Raw genomic sequence first — 23341 nt, 5'->3', positions numbered from 1 at the left:
AGCCGACGGGGCCCCGACCGCTCCAGCGGTCAGGGCCCCGTACCGGGACTGTCTTAGGAGCTAGGAGCTCACACACCCGAACCTGCGGGCACGGAGTCGGTCGCCTCCGTCCACAGATCCTGCTCGGCGCGATCCGCCTGGATCTGGCGGTACACGAGGAGCCCGCCGATGGCGGCCAGTGCGACCAGGAGCAGCTTCTTCACTGCGCTACCTCGTCTCTTTCTTGACGTAGGGGACCTCTGGCGCCCGATGATACACACCGACCGATACCGATCGGTGACCTATGACCGGCATTGGCCGATGAGAAACCGGGAAGGAAGCGAGGATCAACTCCCTGCCCCCATACGACATCAGCCTGGACGAAGAAAATCTCCATCCAGGCTGATCGCTACGGTGGGGCTAACAGGACTTGAACCTGTGGCCTCTTCCTTATCAGGGAAGCGCTCTAACCGTCTGAGCTATAGCCCCGCGCTGCACCGAAAGATTAGCGCACCACCTGCCCTGTCCCAAAATCGGTAACGGGCGGCCCGCTACTCGTCCTCGGCCAGGGTCAGCTCGACGCCGCCCACGAAGCCCGCCGACAGGTTGTAGATGAAGGCCCCGAGTGTGGCCAGCGCGGTCGCCAGCACCACATTGATCACGGCGATGATCCCGGTGAACCCCAGGACACGCGGAAGCGACAGGAAGGACTCCAGGTCGAACCCGCTGCCCTTCTGCGACTCCGTGGCGTCGCTGATGGTGCCGCCCACCGCGTTGAAGACGCCCATGGCGTCCATGACCATCCACAGCACCGCCACCGCGATCACGGTGCAGATCCCCAGCGCGATCGCCAGCAGGAAGCTGACCTTCATGACCGACCACGGATCGACCCTGGCGACCCGCAGCCGCGCCTTACGGGTGCGCGGCGCCGGACGGGCCCCCGCGGACGTACGGGGGCGGCGGACGGCCGTGGCGGCCTGCTGGTGCCCCGTCTGGCCCGTCTGAGCCGTCTGGCCCGTGTGAGCCGCCTGGGCCGCCTGCCCGGGCACCGAGCCGCCCAGTCCGGCCCCGCCGCCGGGCGGCGGGGCGTACGCCTGCGGCGGGTGGTACGGCTGCGCGGGCTGGGCGGGAGCGGGTCGCTCATTGGGGAGCGGGCTGGAGTACTGGGGCTTGGGGTGCGGATCGCGCTGCGGCCGCAGCTTCCGGGTCTCGGTCACCGCCGCGGCGGAGTCCCCGGCCGGGCCACGGGCGCCGTCCCCAGCGGTATGACCGCCCGTCGGGGCTCCTGATCCCGGACGCCCTCCGGCGTCCGCACCGCCGCCCGCGGCACCCGTGGCTCCACTCACGACTTACTCCTCGGTCTCGTCGGCCGGGGGCGCTGTGCCCTCGGCCGCCTCGGACTCGGCCTCCTCGGCTGGCGCGTTCCCGGTCGCGATTTCTTCCTCGACCTCTTCAGCCTCACGACCGGCCTCGGCGTTCCGGGCGATGCCGACGACGGCATCGCGCTTGCCCAGGTTGATCAGTTGGACGCCCATGGTGTCACGGCCCGTCTCCCTGACCTCATTGACCCGGGTCCGGATCACGCCACCGCTGAGCGTGATGGCGAGGATCTCATCGGTCTCCTCGACCACCAGCGCCCCGACCAGGGAACCACGGTCCTCGACGATCTTCGCCGCCTTGATGCCGAGACCGCTGCGCCCCTGGACGCGGTACTCATCGACATTGGTCCGCTTCGCGTACCCGCCGTCGGTGGCGGTGAACACGAACGTACCGGGCCGGACGACATTCATCGAGAGGAGTTCGTCACCCTCGCGGAAGCTCATGCCCTTCACACCGGAGGTCGCGCGCCCCATCGGCCGCAGCGAGTCATCGGTCGCCGTGAACCGGATCGACTGGGCCTTCTTGCTGATCAGCAGCAGATCGTCCGCGGAGGAGACCAGCTCGGCGCCGATCAGCTCGTCCTCGCGGCCGTCGTCCATCTCCCGGAGGTTGATCGCGATCACACCGCCCGAGCGGGGCGAGTCGTAGTCCTTCAGCGGGGTCTTCTTCACCAGGCCGGACTTGGTGGCCAGCACCAGATACGGCACCGCCTCGTAGTCCCGGATCGCCAGGATCCGCGCGATCTTCTCATCCGGCTGGAAGGCCAGCAGATTCGCGACATGCTGACCGCGCGCCTCCCGGCCCGCGTCCGGAAGCTCGTACGCCTTCGCCCGGTAGACGCGGCCCTTGTTGGTGAAGAACAGCAGCCAGTGGTGGGTGGTCGAGACGAAGAAGTGGGAGACGATGTCGTCCTGCTTCAGCTTCGTCCCGCGCACGCCCTTGCCGCCGCGCTTCTGCGAGCGGTAGTCCTCGGTCTTGGTGCGCTTCACATAGCCGCCGCGCGTGATCGTGACGACGATGTCCTCCTCGGCGATCAGGTCCTCGATGGACATGTCGCCGTCGAAGGGGACCAGCTTGGAGCGCCGGTCGTCGCCGTACTTCTCGACGATCGCGGTCAGCTCCTCGCTGATGATCTGCCGCTGCCGCTCCGGCGAGGCGAGGATCGCGTTGTACTCGTTGATCTTCGCCTGAAGCTCGTCGTGCTCCTGGACGATCTTCTGGCGCTCCAGGGCGGCCAGCCGCCGCAGCTGCATCTCCAGGATCGCGTTGGCCTGGATCTCATCGATCTCCAGCAGCCCCATCAGGCCACCGCGCGCGGTGTCGACCGTGTCGCTGCGCCGGATCAGCGCGATGACCTCGTCGATCGCGTCCAGGGCCTTGAGCAGACCGCGCAGGATGTGCGCCCGCTCCTCGGCCTTGCGCAGCCGGAAGCGGGTCCGGCGGACGATGACCTCGACCTGGTGGGTGACCCAGTTGCGGATGAACGCGTCCAGCGAGAGGGTGCGCGGCACACCGTCGACCAGCGCCAGCATGTTGGCGCCGAAGTTGGTCTGCAGATCGGTGTGCTTGTAGAGGTTGTTGAGGACGACCTTGGCGACCGCGTCCCGCTTGAGCACGATGACCAGGCGCTGGCCGGTGCGCGAGGAGGTCTCGTCGCGGACGTCGGCGATGCCGCCGATCCTGCCGTCCTTCACCAGGTCGGCGATCTTCTGCGCGAGGTTGTCCGGGTTCACCTGGTACGGCAGCTCGGTGACCACCAGGCACTGCCGGCCCTGGATCTCCTCGACCTCCACCACCGCGCGCATGGTGATCGAGCCGCGCCCGGTGCGGTACGCCTCCTCGATGCCCTTACGGCCGACGACCAGCGCTCCGGTCGGGAAGTCCGGGCCCTTGATCCGGTCGACCAGGGCGTCGAGCAGCTCCTCCTGCGTGGCCTCGGGGTTGGCCAGGGCCCACTGGGCGCCCTCGGCCACCTCGCGCAGATTGTGCGGCGGGATGTTGGTGGCCATGCCGACCGCGATCCCCGCCGAGCCATTGATCAGCAGGTTGGGGAAGCGGGCCGGCAGGACCGTCGGCTCCTGGTTACGGCCGTCGTAGTTGTCCTGGAAGTCGACGGTCTCCTCGTCGATGTCCCGGAGCATCTCCATCGACAGCGGCGCCATCTTGCACTCGGTGTACCGCATGGCCGCCGCGGGGTCGTTGCCCGGGGAGCCGAAGTTGCCGTTGGAGTCGACCAGCGGCATCCGCATGGACCACGACTGGGCCAGCCGCACCAGCGCGTCGTAGATCGACGAGTCGCCGTGCGGGTGGTAGGTGCCCATGACGTCACCGACGACACGGGCGCACTTGTAGAAGCCCTTCTCGGGGCGGTACCCGCCGTCGTACATCGCGTACAGCACCCGGCGGTGCACCGGCTTGAGGCCGTCCCGGACGTCGGGCAGCGCACGGCTGACGATCACGCTCATCGCGTAATCGAGGTACGAGCGCTGCATCTCCGTCTCGAGGCCGACCGGCTCGACGCGGAGGGCGGCGCCGTCGGCGAGCTCGTCGGGGTTCAGGTCGTCGGGCGTGTTCGGGGTGTTCTCGTCGGCCATTGCTGGTCAAAGTCCTTCTGTCGTCTGCGGCTGGGGGCCGACTCAGATGTCGAGGAAGCGGACATCCTTGGCGTTGCGCTGGATGAACGAGCGCCGTGCCTCGACGTCCTCACCCATGAGGACCGAGAACAGGTCGTCGGCCTGGGCCGCGTCGTCCAGCGTGACCTGGCCCAGGACGCGGTGGTCCTGGTCCATCGTGGTCACCCGCAGCTCTTCGGCGTTCATCTCGCCCAGACCCTTGAAGCGCTGGACCGAGTCGTCCCTGATGCGCTTGCCCTGCTCCCGGCCGGCCTGGATCAGCGCGTCCCGCTCCCGGTCCGAGTACGCGTACTCGACCTCGTCCCGGCCCCACTTGATCTTGTAGAGGGGCGGACGGGACAGGAAGACATGCCCCGCCTCGACCAGCGGGCGCATGAAACGGAAGAGGAAGGTCAGCAGCAGGGTGTTGATGTGCTGGCCGTCGACATCGGCGTCCGCCATCAGAATGATCTTGTGATAGCGGAGCTTGGCGATGTCGAAGTCCTCGTGCACCCCGGTGCCGAAGGCGGAGATCAGCGCCTGCACCTCGTTGTTCTGCAGGATCTTGTCGACCCGGGCCTTCTCGACGTTGAGGATCTTGCCTCGGATCGGGAGGATCGCCTGATACTGCGGGTTACGGCCGGACTTGGCCGAGCCGCCGGCGGAGTCACCCTCGACGATGAAGATCTCGCACTTCGCCGGGTCGTTGGACTGGCAGTCGCTCAGCTTGCCCGGCAGCGACGCGGTCTCCAGCAGCCCCTTGCGACGGGTCAGATCGCGCGCCTTACGGGCCGCGACACGGGCCGTGGCCGCCTGGATGCCCTTGCGGACGATGTCCGCCGCCTCGTTGGGGTTGCGGTCCAGCCAGTCGGCGAGATGCTCGTTGACGATCTTCTGGACGAAGGTCTTGGCCTCCGTGTTGCCCAGCTTGGTCTTGGTCTGGCCCTCGAACTGGGGCTCGCCCAGCTTGACCGAGATGATCGCGGTAAGACCCTCACGGATGTCCTCACCGGTGAGGTTGTCGTCGCGCTCCCGGAGCAGCTTCTTGTCGCGCGCGTACTTGTTGATCAGGTACGTCAGCGCGGCGCGGAAGCCCTCCTCGTGGGTGCCGCCCTCATGGGTGTGGATGGTGTTCGCGAAGCTGTAGACACCCTCGGTGTACTGGGCGTTCCACTGCATCGCGATCTCGAGGGAGAGCATCCGCTCCTTGTCCTCGGCCTCGAAGCCGATCACCGTGGGGTGGACCAGCTCGCCCTTGCGGGAGTTGAGGTAAGTGACGAAGTCGACGATGCCGCCCTCGTAGTGGTACTTCACGGAGAGCGGCTTGCCCTCCTCGTCCACATGGGCCTCGCGCTCGTCCTTGAGCGAGATCGACAGGCCCTTGTTGAGGAACGCCATCTCCTGGAAGCGCCGGGCCAGCGTCTCGAAGGAGTACTCGGTGGTCTCGAAGACGTCCGGGTCCGCCCAGAAGGTGACCGTGGTGCCGGTCTCCTCCGTGGCCTCGTTCCGGGCCAGGGGCGCGGTCGGCGCTCCCGTCTTGTAGTCCTGGGTCCAGCGGTAACCGTCCGTCTTGACCTCGACCGACACCTTCGACGACAGGGCGTTGACGACGGAGACGCCGACGCCGTGCAGACCGCCGGAGACGGCGTAGCCGCCGCCGCCGAACTTGCCGCCCGCGTGCAGCACGGTCAGCACGACCTCCACGGCCGGCTTCCCCTCCGACGGGACGATGCCCACCGGGATCCCGCGGCCGTTGTCCACGACGCGGACGCCGCCGTCGGCGAGGATCGTGACCTCGATGCTGTCCGCATGACCGGCCATGGCCTCGTCGACGGAGTTGTCGACGACCTCCTGGACGAGGTGGTGCAGACCGCGCTCACCGGTGGAACCGATGTACATACCGGGTCGCTTGCGGACCGCCTCCAGCCCCTCCAGAACGGTGATCGCACTGGCGTCGTACGACGGCGGAGCCATGGCCTCGCCGTCGGGCGTGGACGGGATGTTTTCGATGGGGTTGCCGGAATCGGCCACGAAGCGCCCTTTCTGGCACAGCACAAGCCGTCTCCGGGCAGGCGGGAGCGGCTGCGTCGTTCAACATGTGTCCGCAAGCGCTCGGTGCACCAGCGGCGACGGTGTACGGCCCCAGTCTACCGGTAGCGCCGACAAGAATGGGGGCTTGCTGCCGCCTGAGTCCGCATGTGCCGCCCTGAACCGGCCGCCGCCGACTCCCCATATGCGGGGACGGGCTCCAAGAGGCTCACGCCGCCACTCAGCGCTTCGGGCTGTCAACCACCGGCTACCGTGACCGGGGTCTCAGCAGTCACCCTGTTACCCCCGGTTAACACCATGGCTCGAACCCCGGTCAGCCGTACGTGTCACCCGGGCCCGTGGAGCCCGGGGAGCGCAGCCGGCCGTAGCGCCGGGGCGGGCCGCCGGGGCCCAGAACCTTGATCAGCTTCACCGTGCCCTGGCCCAGATCCGCGTTGAGCCGGGCCACGAGCTGGGGCGCGAGCAGCCGCAGCTGGGTCGCCCACGCCGTGGAGTCACAGCGCACCGTGAGCACCCGGGCGTCCTCGTCATAGCGCTGGGGCTCGCAGTGCTGGGCCACCTCGGGGCCCACCATCTGGGGCCAGCGGCCCATCACCCCGCCGACCGCGGCCGGGGTCTCCCAGCCACGCTCGGTGATCAGCCGGTTGATCGCCGCACCGAGCGGAAGCGGATCGCGGCCATCGGCGCGCGCGCCGGAGCGCAAGCCCCCTCTGCGCGCCTGCTTCTTCTGCTGGGCCGCGGCCCCCCGGGCGCGCGCCTGCTCCTTGGCGGCGCGCAGCGCCACCCGCGCCAGATCGACCCCCGAGGGCTCGGGCACCGCCGGGGGCCGTGCGGGCTGCTCCATCGGATCCGTCATACGCGCCGCACCTCACCCTCGGACACCGCGTAGCGCGTACCGGTCAGCACATTCGGCACGTCGTCCTCCACCGCCGCGGTCACCAGCACCTGCTCCCCGGGGGCGACCAGCTCGGCCAGCCGCTCCCGGCGCCGCTCGTCCAGCTCCGCGAAGACGTCGTCGAGCACCAGCACCGGCTCGCCCGCCTCGGTGCGCAGCAGATCGTAGGAGGCCAGCCGCAGGGCGAGGGCGTACGACCAGGACTCGCCGTGGCTGGCGTAGCCCTTCGCCGGGAGCCGGCCCAGCTTGAGCACCAGGTCGTCGCGGTGCGGGCCCACCAGCGTGACCCCGCGCTCGATCTCCTGCTTACGGGCCTCGGTGAGGGCGGCCATCAGCAGCTCGTACAGCTCGTCGCGGCTGCCCGCGTCGGCCAGCCCCTCACCGGCCGAGCCGCGGTACTCCAGCAGCACGGGGCCGCCGCCCGGGGCGAGCTGCTCGTACGCCTTGTCGGCGAGCGGCTGGAGCACGGAGATCAGATCGAGCCGCTGGGCGAGCAGCTCGGCACCGGCCCGGGCCAGATGCTGGTCCCAGACGTCGAGAGTGGACAGGGCCGCGTCGCCGCCCCCGCTGCGCGAGCCGTGGCGCCGGGCCAGGGCGGCGGTCTTCAGCAGGGTGTTGCGCTGCTTCAGTACCCGGTCGTAGTCGGAGCGGACCCCGGCCATCCGGGGCGCCCGCGCGGTGATCATCTCGTCCAGGAACCGGCGGCGCTCGCCCGGATCGCCCTTGACCAGGGCCAGATCCTCGGGCGCGAACAGCACCGACCGCAGTATCCCCAGCACATCACGCGGCCTGACCTGCGACGATCGATTGATACGGGCGCGGTTGGCCTTGCCCGGGTTCAGCTCGAGCTCGATCAGCTGCTGCCGGTCCCCCTGGACGACCGCGGCCCGGACCACGGCCCGCTCCGCGCCCATGCGCACCAGCGGGGCGTCGGAGGAGACCCGGTGGCTGCCGAGGGTGGCGAGATAGCCGACGGCCTCGACGAGATTGGTCTTGCCCTGGCCGTTGGGCCCGACGAAGGCCGTGACGCCCGGGTCGAGCGCCACCTCGGCCCGGACGTACGAGCGGAAGTCGGCGAGCGAGAGATGCGTGACGTGCATAGTGGGCTGCGCCGACCTCCCCCGGCAGTACTGCTGCTTCCGACCCCGAGGGGTGGTTACTTCTCGTTGCTCTCGACCGCGTGGCCACCGAACTGATTGCGCAGCGCGGCGACCATCTTCATCTGCGGCGAGTCCTCCTGGCGGGAGGCGAACCGGGCGAAGAGCGACGCGGTGATCGCGGGCAGCGGCACGGAGTTGTCGATCGCGGCCTCCACAGTCCAGCGGCCCTCACCGGAGTCCTCCGCGTAGCCCCGCAGCTTGCCCAGGTGCTCGTCCTCGTCCAGGGCGCGGACGGCCAGGTCCAGCAGCCAGGAGCGGATGACGGTGCCCTCCTGCCAGGAGCGGAAGACCTCACGGACGTCGGTGACCGAGTCCACCTTCTCCAGCAGCTCCCAGCCCTCGGCGTACGCCTGCATCATCGCGTACTCGATGCCGTTGTGGACCATCTTGGCGAAGTGGCCCGCGCCGACCTTGCCAGCGTGGACGGCGCCGACCGCGCCCTCGGGCTTGAGCGCGTCGAAGATCGGCTGGACCCGGGCCACATGGTCGGCGGCGCCGCCGTACATCAGCGCGTAGCCGTTCTCCAGACCCCAGACACCGCCGGAGACACCGCAGTCGACGAAGCCTATGCCCTTGGCGTTGAGCTGCTCTGCGTGCTTCTCGTCGTCGGTCCAGCGGGAGTTCCCGCCGTCCACGACGACGTCGCCGGGCGACAGCAGCTCGGCCAGCTCATCGATGGTGATCTGGGTGGGGACGCCCGCCGGGACCATGACCCACACCACTCGGGGGCCCTTGAGCTGGTTGACGAGCTCATCGATGCTGTGGACATCGGCGACGTCCGGGTTGCGGTCGTATCCGATGACCGTGTGGCCTGCGCGGCGGATGCGCTCGCGCATGTTGCCGCCCATCTTGCCGAGGCCGATGAGACCGAGCTCCATCAGTGATCCTTTGTGCCGTAGTCCGTTGCGTTTCGCGGTGAATCCGAGCCTACGCCCGCGGGTAGCCGCACAGATGTGGGCTACACCCGCTCATTCGCTCGGCTTTCAGCCGCTCAGTCGGACCGGCATGATCAGGTACTTGTACGCCTCATCCGCCTCGGCGTCCATGGCGGGCTTGCCGCTCAGCAGGGCGGGCTTGGTCGAGGTGGTGAAGGACAGCTGGGCGACCGGCGAGTCGATCGCGCTGAGCCCGTCCAGCAGGAACGTCGGGTTGAAGGCGATCGAGATGTCGTCGCCGTCGAGCTGGGCGTCCACCCTTTCCACAGCCTGTGCGTCGTCGCTGGATCCGGCCTCCAGGATCAGCACGCCCTGCTCGAAGGTGAGCCGCACCGGGGTGTTGCGCTCGGCGACCAGGGCCACACGCTTGACGGCCTCGACGAACGGGGCGGTCTCGATCACCGCGACCGAGTTGAACTCGGTGGGGAAGAGCGTGCGGTACTTCGGCAGGTCGCCCTCGAGCAGCCGGGTGGTCGTACGGCGCCCGGCGCCCTCGAAGCCGATCAGGCCCTCACCCGCACCCGAGCCGGAGAGCGCGATCGAGACGGTGTCACCGCTGGTCAGCGACTTGGCGGTGTCGAGGAGCGTCTTGGCGGGCACCAGCGCGACGGCGGAGATGTCGGGGGTCTCGGGCTTCCACAGGAACTCGCGGACCGCGAAGCGGTAGCGGTCGGTGGAGGCCAGTGTGACGGTGTCGCCCTCGATCTCGATCCGCACACCCGTGAGCACCGGCAGGGTGTCGTCACGGCCGGCGGCGATGGCGACCTGGGCCGCGGCGGCGGCGAAGACCTCACCGGGGACGGTGCCCGTCGCGGTCGGCATCTGCGGCAGCGCGGGGTACTCCTCCACAGGCAGGGTGTGGAGTGTGAATCGCGAGGAGCCGCAGACCACGGTGACCCGCACCCCGTCGGTGGAGATCTCCACCGGACGGTTGGGGAGGGCGCGGCAGATGTCGGCGAGGAGCCGGCCGGAGACGAGGACGGTGCCGTCGTCCTCGATGTCGGCCTCCACCGAGACGCGGGCCGAGACCTCGTAGTCGAAGCCGGAGAGGCTGAGCGCGCCTTCCTCCGCCTTCATCAGAATCCCCGCGAGGACGGGCACCGGCGGTCGGGCCGGGAGGCTGCGGGCCGTCCAGGCCACCGCCTCCGCGAGTACATCGCGCTCCACCCGGATCTTCACCGTAAGCCGCCTCCTGCTGTTGCTGGCTCGCCCTGCTGGCCTTCGTCGTCGGCTGTGTCGCCGGAGACCAGTCTGACGCACGCCGCCGACAGTCGGTGCGGCTCGGGGTCAAGTCGGTGCGCGGGGTGTCGGGCGGCTCGGCCCGAGGTTGTGCACAGGCCCCACTTCGAAGCGATTTCCTCGCTATCTCTATGTGGTCGTAGTAGTAGGCCCTGTGGAAACCGTGGAAAACTCAATCCGCCCTGGTCAGAGGCGCTTTTTTATCCACCGGGCCTGTGGGTGGAGGCGGTGGACAACCAGGGCTTTCTGTGGATGCCGAAGAGTTCTGCACATGCGATGCACAGACATCGCCCGGTTCTCCCCAGCGCCGTCCCCAGTTTTACCCACCTTCCCCACAGCCCAACCCGCCTCTTCGGTGTGACGCCTTTCACTCTCCCCGGTGACCGTGGCCGTTTCGTTGCCGAACAGTGGACAGCGGTGTGGAGAAGCTGTGGGCAACGGGCCTTCGGCTGTGGGTTGTCGGTGGACAAGCTGACGCGCGGCCTGTGGACGTCTCGATCGTCCACAGTCTGTGGACTCCGGTTAGCCACAATTCCACAACCGGCTGACCTCGGGGGATCCCCTTTCCATCGGGCACCCTGTGGACGCGATCGGGACAACTCCCGTGTCCCCAGGGTGTGGACGGTGGATGAGCCGTGGATCTGTGGAGAACCGGGCCGGCCGGGCAGGGAATCGAACAGCTTCATGGCGGTGAACGACGAGGGACGGCGATGTAACGCGGGAGGACGGCGAAGGGCGCCCCGGGAGATGTCCGTCCCGGAGCGCCCTTCAGCGGTTCGTGGTGGCCCCTGCGGGCCCCTCTCAGCCGTTCTTGATGCGGTTGGTCAGCTCGGTCACCTGGTTGTAGATGGAGCGCCGCTCGGCCATCAGCGCCCTGATCTTGCGGTCGGCGTGCATCACGGTCGTATGGTCCCGGCCGCCGAACTGCGCGCCGATCTTGGGCAGCGAGAGATCGGTCAGCTCCCGGCAGAGGTACATCGCGATCTGCCGCGCGGTGACCAGCACCCTGCTGCGGGAGGCGCCGCACAGATCGTCGACCGTGTGCCCGAAGTAGTCGGCGGTCGCGGCCATGATCGCGGTGGCGGTGATCTCCGGGGCCGCGTCCTCGCCGCCGGGGATCAGATCCTTCAGCACGATCTCGGTGAGCCCGAGGTCCACCGGCTGCCGGTTCAGGCTCGCGAAGGCCGTCACTCTGATCAGCGCGCCCTCCAGCTCGCGGATGTTGCGGGAGATCCGCGAGGCGATGAACTCCAGCACCTCCGGCGGCGCGTTCAGCTGCTCCTGCACCGCCTTCTTACGGAGGATCGCGATGCGCGTCTCCAGCTCCGGCGGCTGCACATCGGTGATCAGGCCCCACTCGAAGCGGTTGCGGAGCCGGTCCTCCAGGGTGACCAGCTGCTTGGGCGGCCGGTCGGAGGAGAGCACGATCTGTTTGTTGGCGTTGTGAAGCGTATTGAAGGTGTGGAAGAACTCCTCCTGCGTCGACTCCTTGCTCGCCAGGAACTGGATGTCGTCGACCAGCAGGATGTCCATGTCGCGGTAGCGCTTGCGGAACGCGTCCGCCTTGCCGTCGCGGATGGAGTTGATGAACTCGTTGGTGAACTCCTCCGAGCTCACATAGCGCACCCGGGTGCCGGGGTAGAGGCTGCGCGCGTAGTGCCCGATGGCATGCAGCAGGTGGGTCTTGCCGAGCCCGGACTCGCCGTAGATGAACAGCGGGTTGTACGCCTTGGCCGGCGCCTCGGCGACGGCGACCGCCGCGGCGTGCGCGAAGCGGTTGGACGCGCCGATGACGAAGGTGTCGAAGAGGTACTTGGGGTTCAGCCGCGCGGTCGGCTCACCGGGGCCGGACGCGGGCGCGGGCTGAGCGGCGAGCGGGCCGGGGGCGCCGGTCTGCGAGGGCAGCACGGGCGGGCCGCCGCGGGCGCGCTCGAGCGGGTCGGGCAGATCGTGGCGCTGCTCGTACGGCGGGCGCTCGGGGCTCGTCCCGGGGCCGGGGATGCCGCCGTGACCGCCGCCGTGGCCGTGGCCGTGACCGTGACCGTGGCCCGGCCCGGGGCGCTCGGCGCCCGGTCCGCGGTAGTCGCCGCGCGGCTGCTCGTACGGCTGCTGGTCATAGCCGGACTGCTGGTCATAGCCGGACGAGGTGCGCTGGGAGGCATACGGATCGTTCTCGGGGAAGCCGCCGAGCCGGGGCTGCTGCCAGCCGTAGTCGTCACGGCCCCGCGGCCAGGCGCCCGGTTCCGGGCGCGGCTGCTGATACCCGGGGTACGCGGGGCGGGCCGACGGAAGATCGTCCGGCGCCTGGCGGCCATAGCCGTCCCGGCCGTCGTAGCTCTCGTAGGACTCGCGCTGCTCGCGCTGGGGCTGCGGGGGGACGATCGGTTCGCCGGCGGACTCGTCCACGGTGATCGCGATGCGGATCGGGCGGCCGCACTCCCGGCTCAGCGTCTCGCTGACGACGGGGGCCAGCCGGCCCTCCAGTACGCCCTTGGCGAATTCATTGGGGACGGCGAGCAGCGCGGTGTCGGCGACCAGTGCGAGGGGCTGGCACCGCTTGATCCAGTGCTCGTCCTTGGCCTCGACGCCTTGTCCGCCGTGCTCGGAGCCCTCTCCCAGCAGCCGCTCGAGCACACGTGGCCACACTGCGGCAAGATCGGCGGGTACGTCAGCCACAGGGCACGCTCTCTCAGCTCGCTGGGTGGGGGACGCCGACAGGTCCCACGAATGCGTGGTTCTCGGGACGGGCGTGAAGGAATCGGAGCCCAGCCACGGTAGTCAGGCCGGGGTACAGGGTTCAAGTCGTTGTCCACAGGGTGTGTACAAATGTGCCATGCGATGTCGCCGGGCGTTCCCTTGCCCCTAGGCTGGGGGTGGATAGCGCGCTGTCAGGGTGTCGGCCACCGGTTTGACCGGATGGCGTAACCGCGCGTACCGTAACCAGGTCGAGTTGTCGATGGCTGCTGCCGCCTGCCTCCGATGGGCAAGGATTCACGGGCTGATGATCCGTGGTCGTGAAGCGGTGCACTCGGGCGTATTGCGAGCTACTCGTGGGCGCACGGTGACAGCCAAGCGATAGACCTCCACCATCCGATTCATTTCTGGAGCCCCCGAGTGAGCAAGCGCACCTTCCAGCCGAACAACCGTCGCCGCGCGAAGACCCACGGCTTCCGGCTGCGGATGCGCACCCGTGCCGGCCGCGCGATTCTCGCGTCCCGCCGTAGCAAGGGTCGCGCCCGCCTGTCGGCCTGAGCAGCCTGACTCAAGGTCCATGACGTGCTGCCTACCGAACATCGGCTGAGGCGGCGCGAGGACTTCGCGGCCGCGGTACGCCGAGGACGCAGGGCCGGGCGCCCGCTCCTTGTCGTGCATCTTCGCACCGGCCTCACCAGCGGTGATACGGACCCGCACGCATCCGGGGAGAGTGCTCCTCCGGCGCGTGCGGGTTTCGTCGTGAGCAAGGCGATCGGCGGTGCCGTCGTCCGCAATCTGGTGAAGCGGAGACTGCGCCATCTGATGCGGGACCGCATCGACCGATTTCCCGCAGGTAGCCTTGTGGTCGTACGGGCGCTGCCCGGCGCGGGTGAGGCGGGTCACGACCAGCTGGCCCGCGATCTCGACACGGCAGTGCAGCGGCTACTGGGAGGGGTGCCGCGATGAAGTACCCGCTGCTGTGGTTGATCAAGCTGTACCAGTGGACCATCAGCCCGATGCTGGGACCGGTCTGCAAGTACTACCCGTCGTGCTCGCACTATGGCTATACGGCCATCAACCGGCACGGCGCGGTGAAAGGAACGGCGCTGACGGCCTGGCGCATCCTGCGCTGCAACCCATGGTCACTCGGTGGCGTCGACCACGTCCCGCCCCGGAAGCGTCCGGTGTGGCACCAGCGGCTGCGGAACCGCCTCGGCGGGCATCCGGCTGTGGAGCCTGCCGCACAGCCCGAGACCCAGCCCAAAGCCCAAGGAGCCTGATTCGTGGACACGATCCTCGGTCCTCTTTATGACGTAGTTTCCTGGATCATCGTCCAGTTCCACTCGTTCTACAGCTTGATCTTCGATCGGGACAGTGGCTGGGCGTGGGGTCTGTCCATCGTTTCGCTGGTGGTGCTGATCCGGATCTGCCTGATCCCGCTCTTCGTGAAGCAGATCAAGTCGACGCGGAACATGCAGGCGCTCCAGCCCAGGATGAAGGCGATCCAGGAGCGCTACAAGAGCGACAAGCAGCGCCAGTCCGAAGAGATGATGAAGCTCTACAAGGAGACGGGTACCAACCCGCTCTCGAGCTGTCTGCCGATCCTCGCGCAGTCGCCGTTCTTCATCTCGCTGTACCAGGTGCTCAACCACATCGCGAACAACAAGACGGTCGGTGTCATCGACCAGTCGCTGCTGGACAGCGCCCGTAACGCCCATATCTTCGGCGCTCCGCTGTCGGTGAAGTTCATGGACTCGGCCTCGAAGGTCGAATCCCTCGGCGCCTCGCTGACCGACGTCCGCATCGTGACGATCACCATGATCGTCCTGATGTCGGCCTCGCAGTTCTTCACCCAGCGCCAGCTGATGACCAAGAACGTCGACCTCACGGTGAAGACGCCGTTCATGCAGCAGCAGAAGATGCTGATGTACGTCTTCCCGATCATGTTCGCCGTCTTCGGCATCAACTTCCCCGTCGGTGTCCTCGTCTACTGGCTGACCACCAACGTCTGGACCATGGGCCAGCAGATGTTCGTCATCCGCCGGAACCCGACCCCGGGCAGCGTGGCCTTCAAGGCCCGCCAGGAGCGGCTGCGGGCCACCGGCAAGCTGAAGGAGGAGCCGGCCGAGGTCGCCGCGAAGGAGGCGGCCGAGACGGCGCGTGCCAACCGTCAGCAGCCCAAGCGCCAGACCAAGGCGCAGCGCTCCACGACCGGCCACAGCAAGGCCAGCTCGCAGCCGGATTCCTCGGCCTCCACGGAGGAGTCCACCGAGCACAAGTCCGTCGAGAAGCAGGGACCGGGGCAGAAGAAGGGCGCGCAGGGCGGCAAGCCGGCCGGCGGCGGCTCGGCTTCCGGCTCCTCCCGTGGCTCGAAGTCCGGCCAGCGCAAGGGCCAGCAGCGCCCCAAGCACCCGACCAAGAAGTAACGAAGGAGTCCATCCGTGACGGAAGGCACCACCCCGGCAGCCGAGGGTGTCGACACCCTGACCCGCCTTGAGCAGGAAGGGGAGATCGCGGCCGACTACCTCGAGGGGCTGCTGGACATCGCGGACCTCGACGGCGACATCGACATGGACGTCGAGGCCGATCGCGCAGCGGTGTCGATCATCAGCGACTCGACCAGCCGTGATCTGCAGAAGCTGGTCGGCCGCGATGGCGAGGTGCTGGAGGCCCTTCAGGAGCTGACCCGCCTCGCGGTGCACCGGGAGACCGGTGACCGCAGCCGGCTGATGCTCGACATCGCCGGATACCGGGCCCGTAAGCGTGCCGAGCTGACCGAGCTGGGCACCAAGGCGGCCGAGGAGGCGAAGGGCACCGGTCAGCCGGTGAAGCTCAAGGCGATGACGCCCTTCGAGCGGAAGGTGGTGCACGACGCCGTGGCCGCCGCCGGGCTGCGCAGCGAGTCCGAGGGCGAGGAGCCCCAGCGCTGCGTGGTCGTGCTTCCGGTCTGAAGCGGTTCCGCCTCGTGATCCACACGGCCCCGTCTGCACGCAGACGGGGCCGAATCTTGTCAGCCTTACATCATCGTTCAGCAGAGTGTTCGGTACGGAAGGACGGTCCCCGTGACGGAAGCAGCGGAGCTCCCCCCGGCGCCCCCCGAGGCAAGGGACGTATTCGGTGACCGTTTCCCGGAGGCCGTCCGCTACGGCGAGCTGCTGGCGGATGTGGGAGTGACCCGTGGGCTGATCGGCCCGCGTGAGGTGCCGCGGCTGTGGGAGCGGCATCTGCTGAACTGCGCCGTGCTCTCCGAAGTGGTGCCCGAGGGGGTCACCGTCTGCGATGTGGGCTCGGGGGCCGGGCTCCCGGGTATTCCGCTCGCCCTGACCCGTCCCGACCTCCGGATCACCCTGCTGGAGCCCCTGCTGCGCCGGACGAACTTTCTGCGGGAAGTGGTGGAGCTGCTGGGGCTGGAACATGTGACGGTGGTGCGCGGCCGCGCCGAGGAGGTCCTCGGGAAGCTGACCCCGATGCATGTGGTGACGGCACGGGCGGTGGCCCCGCTGGACCGGTTGGCCGGCTGGGGGGTTCCGCTGCTGCGCCCGTACGGCGAGATGCTGCTGCTGAAGGGCGACACCGCCGAGGAGGAGCTGAAGCAGGCCCGGGCCGCGCTGGGCAAGCTGGGCGTGGTGGGGACCTCGGTGCTGCATGTCGGTGAGGGAGTGGTGGACCCGCCGTCCACGGTGGTGCGGGTCGAGGTCGGGGAGAGCCCCGGGGGTGTGCGCTTCGCGGCGAAGCGGGCCAAGGCGGCTCGCCGGTCGCCGCGCCGTCGGCCCTGAATCAGGGGCATTGCTCCATACAAGCTGGCAAAACTACACATACCGGAGTGTCGCGACCCATCGACGAGTCCTCCCGTGCATCGTGTTTCACGTGAAACGTCGCTCCCTGCTGCATGGAATCATCAGTCGCGGTCGTGCGGCGGCCTTGCCCCGCGACCGCCGACCCCGTAGGAACGTGGATTCATCCACAGGAGAACGGGCCTCGCTGGTTCACGACCCCAAAAGCATGGCAGGCTCTGCTTATTGCGAGCCTGATGTCGAGGAGAGTGAATCCTTGCGGTCCGACGCCAACATCGCGGGGCCGATGACCGATCCGGTCCCCGGCCCCCGTACTGAATCGCCGGGGGAGGATGTTTCACGTGAAACGCCGCCTCCGATGGACGACACCCCTATCGGCCGTGCCGCTCAGCTGGCGGTCGAAGCCCTGGGCCGCGCCGGTGAGGGGTTGCCCAGGCCGGAGCAGACCCGGGTGATGGTGGTCGCCAACCAGAAGGGCGGGGTCGGGAAGACCACGACCACGGTCAATCTGGCTGCCTCGCTCGCCCTGCACGGTGGTCGCGTGCTGGTCATCGATCTCGACCCACAGGGCAATGCCTCGACGGCGCTGGGGATCGACCACCATGCCGAGGTTCCATCGATCTATGACGTGCTGGTCGACAGCAAGCCGTTGTCCGATGTGGTGCAGCCGGTCCCGGATGTGGAGGGCCTCTTCTGCGCTCCGGCCACGATCGATCTCGCCGGTGCCGAGATCGAGCTGGTCTCCCTGGTAGCCAGGGAGAGCCGGCTTGAGCGGGCCATCGAGGCGTATGAGCAGCCGCTGGACTACATCCTGATCGACTGCCCGCCCTCGCTGGGCCTGCTGACGGTCAATGCGCTGGTGGCCGGCGCGGAAGTGCTGATCCCGATCCAGTGCGAGTACTACGCGCTGGAGGGGCTGGGGCAGCTGCTGCGGAATGTGGATCTGGTGCGGGGCCATCTCAACCCCAAGCTCCATGTCTCGACGATCCTTCTCACCATGTACGACGGTCGTACCCGGCTGGCCTCCCAGGTCGCCGACGAGGTGCGGAGCCACTTCGGCGGTGAGGTGCTCCGGACGAGCATTCCCCGATCGGTGCGCATCTCCGAGGCCCCCAGTTATGGGCAGACCGTCCTCACCTATGACCCGGGGTCGAGTGGGGCGCTCTCCTATCTGGAGGCGGCCCGCGAGATCGCCCTCAGAGGTGTCGGCGTGCACTACGAAGCCCAGCACGCCCATGCCTTGCCCGAGCTCAGCCAGCACGACCAGCACAGCAGCATGCAGGAGGGGATTCAGTGAGTGAGCGACGCAGAGGACTGGGCCGTGGGCTCGGTGCCCTGATCCCTCCCGCGCCGAAGGGGGCGGACAACGCCGCGTCCTCGGCGGGGGCGGGAACGGTCACGACGACCGGGGCCACCACCTCACCGACCGCGGTCCCGGTGCTCACCCAGGAGCGCGGAGTGGCGGCGGCCAAGGTGGCCGGACTGGCCACGCACACCGTTCCACAGGAAACCGAGCCCGCGCCGCGGGAGCAGGAGCCCGAGGCCGCCGCCCCGGAGTCGATGCCGGAGGAGGTGGCCGGGGCTCACTTCGCGGAGCTGCCGCTGGACTTCATCACCCCCAACCCGCGGCAGCCCCGTGAGGTCTTCGACGAGGACGCGCTGGCCGAACTGGTCACCTCGATCCAGGAGGTCGGTCTCCTCCAGCCCGTCGTCGTGCGGCAGTTGGCGCCGGAGCGCTATGAGCTCATCATGGGCGAGCGCCGCTGGCGGGCCTGTCGTGAGGCCGGGCTGGAGAAGATCCCCGCGATCGTCCGGGCCACCGATGACGAGAAGCTCCTTCTCGACGCGTTGCTGGAGAACCTCCACCGGGCCCAGCTGAATCCGCTGGAAGAGGCGGCGGCGTACGACCAGCTGCTGAAGGACTTCAACTGCACGCATGACGAACTGGCCGACCGCATCGGGCGCTCGCGCCCGCAGGTCTCCAATACGCTGCGGCTGCTGAAGCTCTCCCCGTCCGTCCAGCGCAGGGTGGCCGCCGGGGTTCTCTCCGCGGGCCATGCCCGGGCGCTGCTCTCCGTGGACGACCCGGAGGAGCAGGACCGGCTGGCCCATCGCATCGTCGCCGAGGGGCTCTCGGTGCGTGCGGTCGAGGAGATCGTCACCCTGATGGGGTCGCGATCGGGCGGTACGACCAAGCCCAAGAGTCCGAGGGCGGGTGCGAGGGTGTCCCCCGCGCTCACGGATCTGGCCTCACGTCTCTCCGATCGGTTCGAGACGCGGGTGAAGGTCGACCTCGGTCAGAAGAAGGGAAAGATCGTCGTCGAGTTCGCCTCGATAGAGGATCTCGAGCGGATCCTCGGCTCGCTGGCCCCCGGTGAGGGGCCGGTGCTGGAGCAGCCGCTCTCCTCCGAGGGCGGAGCGGCGGACGAGGACGAGTGAGGCGCTGCCCGTGCGGTTCATGCCGTACGGAAGGGCAGCGCGGGGCGGGTCGCGTTCCGGCATGGTCGGAACGCGACCCGCTGTTTGCCCAAGGGCGGTATCGGTGCAATCTCGGCACGGATACGATGCGGTCAGGTAGGGCGGATCCATGTGGAGGCGCCGCATGTGGAGGGCAGGGCCATGCGATCGGTGAGCCGCACCGGACTGTTGGCCACAGGATTGGGCCTGGGAGCTGTCGGCGGTTTCGTCGGCAGTCTGCTCAGGGAGCGTAGTGCGCTGTCAGCCGCCCGTGGCGCGGCTGGCCACGGAAGTGAAGGACTGGCTTCATGGGGCGTCGGCTCGTACCGCTCACGCTGGACAACCTCCCGGACATCCCCAAGCGCTGCCGCGCCTGTGTCTTCTGGGAGCTCGATCCGGTCAGCGGCGAAGCAGCCGTAAGGGCCGGCCGGCCGGAGCTGGAGAAAGAGGCATGGATCTCCGCCGTTCTGCTGGAGTGGGGATCCTGCGGCCGGGTGGTCTATGTCGATGAGGTCCCGGTGGGCTTTGTGCTGTACGCGCCTCCGGCGTATGTGCCGCGCTCCACGGCCTTCCCGACCAGTCCGGTCGCGGCGGATGCCGTCCAGCTGATGACGGCATGGCTGATGCCCGGATACCAGGGACAGGGGCTGGGCCGGGTGATGGTGCAGACCGTCGCCAAGGATCTGATCCGCCGGGGCTTCAAGGCGGTGGAGGCGTTCGGGGACGCCACCTGGAAGGAACCGGCGTGTGTGCTGCCCGCCGATCATCTGCTGGCCGTGGGCTTCAAGACCGTACGGCCGCATCCGCGCTACCCCCGGCTGAGGCTGGAGCTGAGGACGACGATCTCCTGGAAGGAGGATGTCGAGCTGGCGCTGGACCGGCTGCTCGGCGCCGTCCAGAAGGAGCCGGCGCTTCGGCCGCTGTAGCGGGTTCCACGTGAAACACGAAGGGGCTGCCCGGATGGGCAGCCCCTTCGTGTATGAGGGCGACGCGTGGTGTGCTCAGCCGATGAAGTCGGCCAGGTCGCGCTCGATGGCGGCCTTGGGCTTGGCGCCGACGATGGTCTTGGCGACCTCGCCGCCCTGGTAGACATTGAGCGTCGGGATGGACATCACGCCGTACTTGGCGGCCGTCGCCGGGTTCTCGTCGATGTTGAGCTTGGCGATGACGATCTTGTCGGGGTGCTCGGCCGCGATGGCCTCCAGGGAGGGGGCGATCTGGCGGCACGGACCGCACCAGGCGGCCCAGAAGTCGACGAGTACCGGCTTGTCGCTCTTGAGGACCTTCTCCTCGAAGTCGGCGTCCGTCACGGTGACCGTGGCACCGGCCATGGCAATCTCCTTAGTGAGTTGGTGCAGAGGTGGGAATCGGAGTCAGACGGTGGCGTCGCCCTGGCCCAGCGAGGCGAGGTACCGCTCGGCGTCCAGTGCCGCCGAGCAACCGGTGCCGGCCGCGGTGATCGCCTGACGGTAGGTGTGGTCCACGACATCGCCGGCGGCGAAGACACCGGACAGGTTGGTCCGGGTGGTGGGCGCCTCCACCTTCAGGTACCCGTCGTCGTCCAGGCCCAGCTGGCCCTTGAACAGCTCGGTGCGCGGGTCGTGACCGATCGCGATGAACAGTCCGGTGACCTGCAGCTCGGAGGTCTCGTCCTTCTTGACGTCGCGGATCGTGAGACCGGAGAGCTTGCCCTCGCCGTGGATCTCCTCGACCACGCTGTCCCAGATGAACGAGATCTTCGGGTCGGCGAAGGCCCGGTCCTGCATCGCCTTGCTGGCGCGCAGGCTGTCCCGGCGGTGGACCACCGTGACCGACTTGGCGAACCGCGACAGGAAGGTCGCCTCCTCCAGGGCCGTGTCGCCGCCGCCGATGACGGCGATGTCCTGGTCCTTGAAGAAGAACCCGTCACAGGTGGCACACCAGGAGACACCGCGGCCGGAGAGCTCGTCCTCGCGCGGCAGCCCCAGCTTGCGGTGCTGAGAGCCGGTGGTCACGATGACGGTCTTGGCCCGGTGGACCGTACCGGCGGAGTCGGTGACGGTCTTGATCTGCTCACTGAGGTCGACCGCGGTCACGTCGTCCGGAACGAGCTCGGCACCGAAGCGCTCGGCCTGGGCCCGCATGTTGTCCATCAGGTCGGGGCCCATGATCCCGTCCCGGAAGCCCGGGAAGTTCTCCACATCGGTGGTGTTCATCAGGGCGCCACCCGCGGTCACGGAGCCTTCGAAGACCAGCGGCTTCAGGGAAGCACGGGCGGTGTAGAGCGCGGCCGTATAGCCCGCGGGCCCGGAACCGATGATGATCACGTTGCGGACGTCGCTCACGGATGTCTTCCTTGTCTCTGCCGACTGCCGGACTGCTGACTGGGCGGGCGGCTCCGGGTCCCCCCGGAATTCCGCTGCCACCCCACCCAACGGATCCTACGGGTCAGGCATTCCCGAGCGCTGTCAGGCGGGGCCCCGGTGTGCGGTGTGCCTCAGCGCCGCGGGTAGGTCCGGGTCACCAGGAGCTCCCCGGGAGTCGTCGGGGAGGCGGAGACGCAGGACGCGTCGATCACGAAGGCATCGACGCGTGAGCTGTCGGAGGGGTGCGGGAGGACGACGATATAGGCGCTCTGGCCGTCGTAGGTGTCCTGCTGCGCCGCGAGAGCCGGTTCCTTGCGGCCGGTGCCGCTCTGTACGCAGGAGGGCACCTCAGGGTCGTCGTCGGCGCGCAGCGGCACATCGGGTGAGTTGCCCTGGCCGGTGACGCCGTCCGACGCGGTGGACTTCCGGTCGGCGAGCAGTTCGTGCACGCGGTCCTTGAGCGTGCCCGAGGAGAGGGTGGAGTTCCCGGTGGAGCTCTGGCTGGCGTGCGCCTGGGGGTCGCTGTCGCCGTGATCGCCGGAGGAGCCGCTCTGGAGGAAGAAGGATCCGATGCCGATCACCGCGGCGGCGCATGCGCCGCCGAGGACGGCCTTGCGCCAGTGACGGGAGCGACCGGGGCGGGTGCCGGGTCCGGTGGTTCCCCGTCCAGGCCCGGTGGCCCCACGCGGGCGCCCGGCGGGCCGGTCCGCCGTGATGGACGGCTTGGCCGTGGGCTCCACGGTGTCGGAGTCGGGGTCGCCGGAGGCGTCATCGGCCGTTTCACGTGAAACAGGCGTGGGCGCGGCGTCCGGATCCGGGGTTTCACGTGAAACATCGGCCACGCGCTCGGGGGCGGTCGCGTCGAGAAGCGCTTCGGCGGCCAGTGCCGCGTCGATGCGGCCCGCCACATCGGCGGGCATCCGTACCGGCCCCGGGAGGGTTCCGAGCAGGGAGCGGATCTCGTCCAGGGATTCCCATACGTCCGCACACAGCACGCAGCTCGAGAGGTGAGTGCGCACATCGACGGCGCGGGACGGAGAGAGCAGACCCTCGGTGAGTGCGGAGATCTCCGCGACTTCAGGGTGCTCTTCCGTGTCCGTCGAGGATGTCACGCTCGCCCACCTCCGCCCTTCACGGCATCTGTGTCGTTCGGTCCTGCCGTCGGTGGGACGGACGTCCCCTGCGTCCGGTTCCTTCCCATGCTCGAGGGTGAGCTACCCCTCCCACTGGGGTGGAGATGTGAGAGGAGGGGCAGCAGTCGTGCGCGGCCCCGGGCGCAGCGGCTCTTCACGGTGCCGGTGGGTACGTCCAGGACCTTCGCCGCCTCCGCGACGGGGTAGCCCTGCATATCGACCAGCACCAGGGCCGCGCGCTGCTCGGGAGGGAGGGTGCGCAGCGCCTGGAGGAGTTCGCGGTGGAGATCACCCCGTTCGGCGGGGGCGGCGGCCGACTCATGGGGTTCCAGGAGTTGTTCGAGCCGCTCGGTGTCGTCGACGGGGGAGGTGCGACGGGAGGCGGCCTTGCGGGCCCGGTCCAGACAGGCGTTGACCGTGATGCGGTGCAGCCAGGTGGTCACGGCCGACTGGCCCCGGAAGGTGTGGGCGGCGCGATAGGCGGAGACGAGCGCGTCCTGGACCGCGTCGGCCGCTTCCTCACGGTCGCCGAGGGTGCGCAGCGCCACCGCCCAGAGTCTGTCGCGGTGGCGCCGCACTATTTCGCTGAAGGCGTCCGGGTCGCCGTCGACGTGCCGGGCGAGGAGCTCGCCGTCGCTCGCTCCGCCGATGGTGGCGTCGTCCAACGTT

The 23341-nt window shown here is 68.8% G+C and carries 22 protein-coding genes and 1 tRNA gene; 9 read left to right on the top strand and 14 right to left on the bottom strand.

Annotated elements, in window-relative coordinates; all coding sequences use genetic code 11:
- Positions 1–68 precede the first annotated feature (68 nt).
- The 10 genes from JK364_RS55965 to dnaA all read right to left on the bottom strand — a co-directional run bounded on the left by JK364_RS55965 (position 69) and on the right by dnaA (position 12925).
- The gene (locus tag JK364_RS55965) at positions 69–203 is read right to left on the bottom strand and encodes a DLW-39 family protein (RefSeq protein WP_003958712.1); all 135 of its coding nucleotides are present in this window, start codon (positions 201–203) and stop codon (positions 69–71) included.
- 191 nt (positions 204–394) lie between these two features.
- Positions 395–468 (bottom strand) — tRNA-Ile (locus JK364_RS41385).
- A 62-nt stretch (positions 469–530) separates the two neighbouring features.
- Positions 531–1325 (bottom strand): DUF3566 domain-containing protein, encoded by a 795-nt coding sequence (locus tag JK364_RS41380; RefSeq protein WP_201856583.1) that lies wholly within the window; start codon positions 1323–1325, stop codon positions 531–533.
- 3 nt (positions 1326–1328) lie between these two features.
- Positions 1329–3953 (bottom strand): DNA gyrase subunit A, encoded by a 2625-nt coding sequence (gyrA, locus tag JK364_RS41375; RefSeq protein ID WP_201856582.1) that lies wholly within the window; start codon positions 3951–3953, stop codon positions 1329–1331.
- A gap of 42 nt (positions 3954–3995) precedes the next feature.
- Positions 3996–6026 (bottom strand): DNA topoisomerase (ATP-hydrolyzing) subunit B, encoded by a 2031-nt coding sequence (gene gyrB / locus JK364_RS41370; protein ID WP_201856581.1) that lies wholly within the window; start codon positions 6024–6026, stop codon positions 3996–3998.
- Between the two features lie 307 nt (positions 6027–6333).
- Positions 6334–6876: a DciA family protein gene (locus tag JK364_RS41365; RefSeq protein WP_201856580.1), complete on the bottom strand. Its 543-nt coding sequence runs from the start codon at positions 6874–6876 to the stop codon at positions 6334–6336.
- Entirely contained in the window at positions 6873–8015 is a 1143-nt protein-coding gene (gene recF / locus JK364_RS41360; RefSeq protein ID WP_201856579.1) for a DNA replication/repair protein RecF, read from the bottom strand. Before recF ends, JK364_RS41365 begins: the two co-directional genes overlap by 4 nt.
- Before the next feature lie 56 nt (positions 8016–8071).
- Entirely contained in the window at positions 8072–8953 is an 882-nt protein-coding gene (gnd, locus tag JK364_RS41355; RefSeq protein ID WP_201856578.1) for a phosphogluconate dehydrogenase (NAD(+)-dependent, decarboxylating), read from the bottom strand.
- A 105-nt stretch (positions 8954–9058) separates the two neighbouring features.
- Complete coding sequence (dnaN, locus tag JK364_RS41350) at positions 9059–10189, bottom strand: DNA polymerase III subunit beta (protein ID WP_201856577.1); 1131 nt, start codon at positions 10187–10189, stop codon at positions 9059–9061.
- A gap of 861 nt (positions 10190–11050) precedes the next feature.
- Positions 11051–12925, bottom strand: coding sequence for a chromosomal replication initiator protein DnaA (dnaA, locus tag JK364_RS41345; RefSeq protein ID WP_201856576.1), 1875 nt, complete (start codon positions 12923–12925; stop codon positions 11051–11053).
- 438 nt (positions 12926–13363) lie between these two features.
- Here dnaA and rpmH point away from each other — a divergent pair, with 438 nt between their 5' ends.
- The 9 genes from rpmH to JK364_RS41300 all read left to right on the top strand — a co-directional run bounded on the left by rpmH (position 13364) and on the right by JK364_RS41300 (position 20120).
- Entirely contained in the window at positions 13364–13501 is a 138-nt protein-coding gene (rpmH, locus tag JK364_RS41340; RefSeq protein ID WP_003956500.1) for a 50S ribosomal protein L34, read from the top strand.
- A gap of 24 nt (positions 13502–13525) precedes the next feature.
- On the top strand, positions 13526–13909 hold the full coding sequence (gene rnpA, locus JK364_RS41335) for a ribonuclease P protein component (protein ID WP_037954594.1): 384 nt from the start codon (positions 13526–13528) through the stop codon (positions 13907–13909).
- Positions 13906–14223: a membrane protein insertion efficiency factor YidD gene (gene yidD / locus JK364_RS41330; protein ID WP_020869966.1), complete on the top strand. Its 318-nt coding sequence runs from the start codon at positions 13906–13908 to the stop codon at positions 14221–14223. The genes rnpA and yidD overlap by 4 nt, the downstream gene beginning before the upstream one ends.
- 3 nt (positions 14224–14226) lie before the next feature.
- A complete protein-coding gene (yidC, locus tag JK364_RS41325) occupies positions 14227–15369 on the top strand; it encodes a membrane protein insertase YidC (protein ID WP_201856575.1) in 1143 nt (380 codons plus the stop codon).
- A 15-nt stretch (positions 15370–15384) separates the two neighbouring features.
- A complete protein-coding gene (locus tag JK364_RS41320) occupies positions 15385–15894 on the top strand; it encodes a Jag family protein (RefSeq protein WP_020869968.1) in 510 nt (169 codons plus the stop codon).
- A gap of 111 nt (positions 15895–16005) precedes the next feature.
- Positions 16006–16719 (top strand): 16S rRNA (guanine(527)-N(7))-methyltransferase RsmG, encoded by a 714-nt coding sequence (rsmG, locus tag JK364_RS41315; protein WP_037954600.1) that lies wholly within the window; start codon positions 16006–16008, stop codon positions 16717–16719.
- 226 nt (positions 16720–16945) lie between these two features.
- Positions 16946–18034: a ParA family protein gene (locus tag JK364_RS41310; RefSeq protein WP_078956777.1), complete on the top strand. Its 1089-nt coding sequence runs from the start codon at positions 16946–16948 to the stop codon at positions 18032–18034.
- A complete protein-coding gene (locus JK364_RS41305) occupies positions 18031–19176 on the top strand; it encodes a ParB/RepB/Spo0J family partition protein (RefSeq protein ID WP_201856574.1) in 1146 nt (381 codons plus the stop codon). Before JK364_RS41310 ends, JK364_RS41305 begins: the two co-directional genes overlap by 4 nt.
- Positions 19177–19502: 326 nt before the next feature.
- Positions 19503–20120, top strand: coding sequence for a GNAT family N-acetyltransferase (locus JK364_RS41300; RefSeq protein WP_037954609.1), 618 nt, complete (start codon positions 19503–19505; stop codon positions 20118–20120).
- A 75-nt stretch (positions 20121–20195) separates the two neighbouring features.
- On the opposite strand, the gene trxA is transcribed toward JK364_RS41300, so the two are convergent.
- The 4 genes from trxA to sigM form a co-directional block, all read right to left on the bottom strand.
- Positions 20196–20525, bottom strand: a complete 330-nt coding sequence (gene trxA / locus JK364_RS41295; protein ID WP_014061966.1) for a thioredoxin — start codon at positions 20523–20525, stop codon at positions 20196–20198.
- A gap of 42 nt (positions 20526–20567) precedes the next feature.
- Positions 20568–21518 (bottom strand): thioredoxin-disulfide reductase, encoded by a 951-nt coding sequence (gene trxB, locus JK364_RS41290; protein ID WP_201856573.1) that lies wholly within the window; start codon positions 21516–21518, stop codon positions 20568–20570.
- Positions 21519–21670: 152 nt separating this feature from the next.
- Positions 21671–22651, bottom strand: a complete 981-nt coding sequence (locus tag JK364_RS41285) for an RsmA family anti-sigma factor (protein WP_201856572.1) — start codon at positions 22649–22651, stop codon at positions 21671–21673.
- Positions 22648–23337, bottom strand: a complete 690-nt coding sequence (sigM, locus tag JK364_RS41280) for an RNA polymerase sigma factor SigM (protein ID WP_020869976.1) — start codon at positions 23335–23337, stop codon at positions 22648–22650. The genes JK364_RS41285 and sigM overlap by 4 nt, the downstream gene beginning before the upstream one ends.
- Positions 23338–23341: the final 4 nt, after the last annotated feature.

Source organism: Streptomyces endocoffeicus, assembly GCF_016741935.1.
In the GTDB taxonomy this organism is placed as follows: domain Bacteria; phylum Actinomycetota; class Actinomycetes; order Streptomycetales; family Streptomycetaceae; genus Streptomyces; species Streptomyces endocoffeicus.
The sequence above is the reverse complement of the archived record's forward strand: the minus strand, read 5'-3'. Positions and strand labels throughout refer to the sequence as shown.